Source organism: Rugosimonospora africana (assembly GCF_016862975.1).
GTDB lineage: Bacteria > Actinomycetota > Actinomycetes > Mycobacteriales > Micromonosporaceae > Rugosimonospora > Rugosimonospora africana.
This window is the reverse complement of sequence record NZ_BONZ01000147.1, coordinates 1-3,557: the sequence shown is the minus strand read 5'-3', so window position 1 is coordinate 3,557 and position 3,557 is coordinate 1. Positions and strand designations below refer to the sequence as shown.

Here is a 3,557-nt window from a genome sequence, read left to right as displayed (position 1 = left end):
CGCGCGCACGCTCGCCGGCCCGCACGAGCCCGGCGCGCGCACGCTCGCCGGCCCGCACGAGGCCGGCCCGCGCACGCTCGAACAGCTGTGGGGCATCGGGCCGGACGCGCCCGCCGGGCTCGTCGAAGAGGTCACCGACGCGCTGCTCGCCGGTCGGGCGCTCGATGCCCTGGCCGCCTGCGGGGTCACCGTGGATCGGGGCACCCACCGGCTGCTCACCGGCCTGCCCGAATCGTTCGAGCTGCGCGAGTGGACCGACAAGTGGGTCACCAACGCCATGAACCTGATGGCGAAGGCGGCGCCGTGGCGGTGGCGCGACGAGGTCACCCCCAGGCAACGCGCGCGACGACTGGACAACCTCGGCGGGTTCAACCCGAACCGGCGCCCGGGCCTGTTTCTCGAATGGCACGAGGGCGGCCCGCACGTCAGCTTCGATCAGAGTGCGAGCCCGCTGGTCCTGCCGCGCGTGTGCTGGGAGCGTGACGTGGACCGCGACCTGATCCGCCTCGGCCTGCTCAGGCCCGACCAGATCCCCGTCTCGCCGTCCTGACGAGCCCGAATTTCCGACAAGCCCCGTGCGCCTCCGGTCAGGGGGTGGCCGGAGGCAGGCCGATCGTCACCGTGCCGAGTTGCCGGAAGGTGCTGGCCGGGGTACCGGTGACCGGCGCGTACCGCAGCCCGGTCGTCGGGCTCCCGACCGGCTCGACGAGGTAGCCGGATCCCGCGCGGGCCGGCACCGTGAACGTGTCCGCGGTCGTGGGCGGCACGACCACCCGCGACCGCCCAGCGCCCGCCGTCACCACCTCGACCCGCTGCCCCGGCCACGGGTTGCGGACCCGGATCCCGCCGTTCGCGCCGGCTTCGATCGCCACCGTCACCGGTGCGCCGTCACGGATCTGCACGTCGACCCTGCCCCGGTGCTGGATGGCGACGGTGGCATCCGCGTCCCAGTCGCCGGGCCAGGCCGGAGCGATCCGCAGCAGCCCGTCGTAGTCCTGCACCAGCGAATCCTGCAACGCCGTGGTGACCACACCACCCTGCTCGGCGTACGGCTCCTGGTAGTTCGCGCCGAACGACGCCAGGCCGGACGGGCGTTGCTGGTACTGCTTCGTGAGGTCGACCAGTGCCGTGCGCATGTCTCCGGCCAGTCCGAGCCGGGCCGCGTCGATGGGATCCAGGCTCCAGTCGTTGCGTTCCACGAACGGTCGGGTGTCGAAGGTGCGTACGGCCAGATCGGACAGGTTCCCGGTGTCGCCGATCAGACCGTACGGCCAGACCGGTTCCAGGCCCAGGTTCTCCACGTTGTGCACCGTCGCACTCTGCCGGTACGAGTAGCCGAGCACATCCTGCCCGGTGGCGTCGGCCGACGGCGGCAACTGCTGGGTACGGGTCGCCGCGTCGGTGCGCGGGTACGGCAGGAGCTTCGGCAGCGCCGCGCCGATGTCGGCCACCAGGTCACCGTCCCGGTGGAGCAACCGGGCCGCCTGTGCGACGGCGGGGAACACCGCTGCCATGGCGGTGATGTCGGTGACCGGGTCGCTGACGTCCCACTGCGTCTCGTGCGCGTTGGACGGCGAGGTGTGCAGGTGCCCGTCGGCGCCGACGGTCGCGTATCCCAGCATGAATCGCGCCCACGCCGCCATCACCGGATAGTTCTGGCGCAGGAATCCGATGTCGTCGGTGGCCTGGTAGGTCTGCCAGATGAACAGCGCCACCTCGCCGCCGCTGGACAGGGTACGGGCGTTGTAGTTGGCCGGCCCCTGCCCGCTGCAGTCGAGGTACGGGTTGGCACCCCACTGCCCGTTCACCTGGTGGACCTGCTGCCCGACACCGTTGAACCGCATGGTCTCCGGCACGCAGGCGCCAACCGCCCCGGGGAACTGGCTGGCCGTCCAGCTCTCGATGGTCGGCAGGTCGTCGCGGTACATGGCGAAGTACGCCTCGTTGTTGGCGAAGGCTCCGGCGCCCAGATTGGCGGTGACGAGCATGCGCAGGTTCCAGCCCCAGTACGACGCGGGATCCCAGGAGTGCGTGTCCTGCGCGCTGTCGAACAGGTCCGCCACGCCGGCCTGCGAGCCCGGCCGCACGGTGCCGCGCTCCGCGGCGGCGGCGTACAGGTTGACGGTGCGCAGATTCTCGAGGTACTCCGCCGTGCCGTCCGGCGACGACAGCCGCATCAGGCCCACCCGCGCCCAGTACCCGTTCCACCACCGGGTCTGCGTGTCGACCAGCGAACGGTCGGCACGCTGCGCGTCGGCACCGATCACCTTTCGCGCGACGGTCTGCGCATCCCCGCCCGTCCACTGTGGAGAGGCCACCACCACCCGGTACGAGCCGTCCGCGTGCGGCCGGAACGTGACCTGTACCGTCAGCGGATCGACGACACTGGCCCGCACGCCCCGCCCGCCGGCGGTGACCGCGGCCATCGCGCCGAACGTCGCGCCGCTGGACCCCGGGCGTCCGCTGTCCACCCAGGTCTGCGCCAAGCTGCCCACCGCCCCGGTGGCCTGCGCGCTCGGCGTGCGCGGCTGCCACAGCCGCAGCTGGGCGGTCTGTGGCGTGTCCGGCGGGGCGCCGGTCACGTCGACGACCAGTGCGTCCCGGCCGGCCTCGACGTAGGCCCGCGCCGTCATCCCGCCGCCGGACTCGACGAACATGCCGTCGTAGAGGTCGAGCCGACCGTGGTAGTCGGGCGCGTCGACCAGCCCGGCGAGCCCGGGAATGACCAGCTGTCCCGGCGAGAGCCGGTCCGGCAGAGTGTCGGCGCGGTTGAGCTGCGCGGTCAGCCCGTTGGCGGACCACAGACCGACGCCCAGCGCGCCGTTGCCCAGGGGCATCGCCTGGGCCGGCAAGCTGTTGGGCCGGCCCAGGACCACGTCGGAGCGGCCCACCACACCGGGAACGTCGACCTGGAAACGACCGTGGCTCCACGCCGTCGTGACACCGCCAGGCGCCTCCGCGCTCGCCGGTGGTGCCGTCAGCGCCATGCAGGCCAGGGCGAGAACCGCGCCCGCCGCGACCAACCGGACCGTGCGGTGCCGTCTGCCAGCCATCCGGTGCGCGCCTCCTCGATCGAGTACTGCCGCTGGAGACGCAGGCTAGGCGCGAAAGATCGGACGAGTCAAGGGGTACCGGCGCGGACTTCGCGCCACAGTACGGCCGACCGGCCAACAGACATCGGATGAGCTCCCGGCGCTGGCGGCGTTTTACCGTGACCCGGAAGGGGTCGCCGCGAGCCCGGCGTCGGTCGACCGGGACAGGCGCAGCAGGAATTCGGCGTTGCTGCCGGTCCGGCGCAGTTGGTCGAGCAGCTGTTCGATGCCGCGCTGGGGATCGAGGTTCAGTGCCTGTCGCAGCTTCAGCAAGACTGCCGCCTCATCGTCGGACGTGAGGAGCTCTTCGCGGCGGGTGCTGGACGAGGCGAGGTCGATGGCCGGGAAGACCCGCTTCTCGGCGATCTTCCGGTCCAGGCGCAGCTCCGCGTTGCCGGTGCTCTTGTACTCCTCGAACAGCACAGTGTCACCGATCGATCCGGTGTCCACCATCGCGGTGGCGAC

General features: G+C 71.9%; 2 protein-coding genes and 1 pseudogene. 1 reads left to right on the top strand and 2 read right to left on the bottom strand.

Translation table 11 applies throughout. From position 1 onward, the window contains the following. On the top strand, nt 1-550 hold a 550-nt coding region (locus tag Raf01_RS48655), incomplete at its 5' end, for a hypothetical protein (protein ID WP_203924998.1). Nucleotides 551-587: 37 nt separating this feature from the next. On the opposite strand, the gene Raf01_RS48650 is transcribed toward Raf01_RS48655, so the two are convergent. Together Raf01_RS48650 and Raf01_RS48645 are read right to left on the bottom strand one after the other, a co-directional pair. After that, complete coding sequence (locus Raf01_RS48650) at nt 588-3,053, bottom strand: glycosyl hydrolase family 95 catalytic domain-containing protein (protein ID WP_203924997.1); 2,466 nt, start codon at nt 3,051-3,053, stop codon at nt 588-590. Between the two features lie 153 nt (nt 3,054-3,206). After that, nucleotides 3,207-3,557, bottom strand: a pseudogene (locus Raf01_RS48645) (hypothetical protein); the annotation flags it as partial.

What these genes read in the sequence shown, in the direction of transcription:
- Raf01_RS48650 (WP_203924997.1), bottom strand. Translation starts at nt 3,053, where the DNA reads ATGGCTGGCAGACGGCACCGCACGGTCCGGTTGGTCGCGGCGGGCGCG.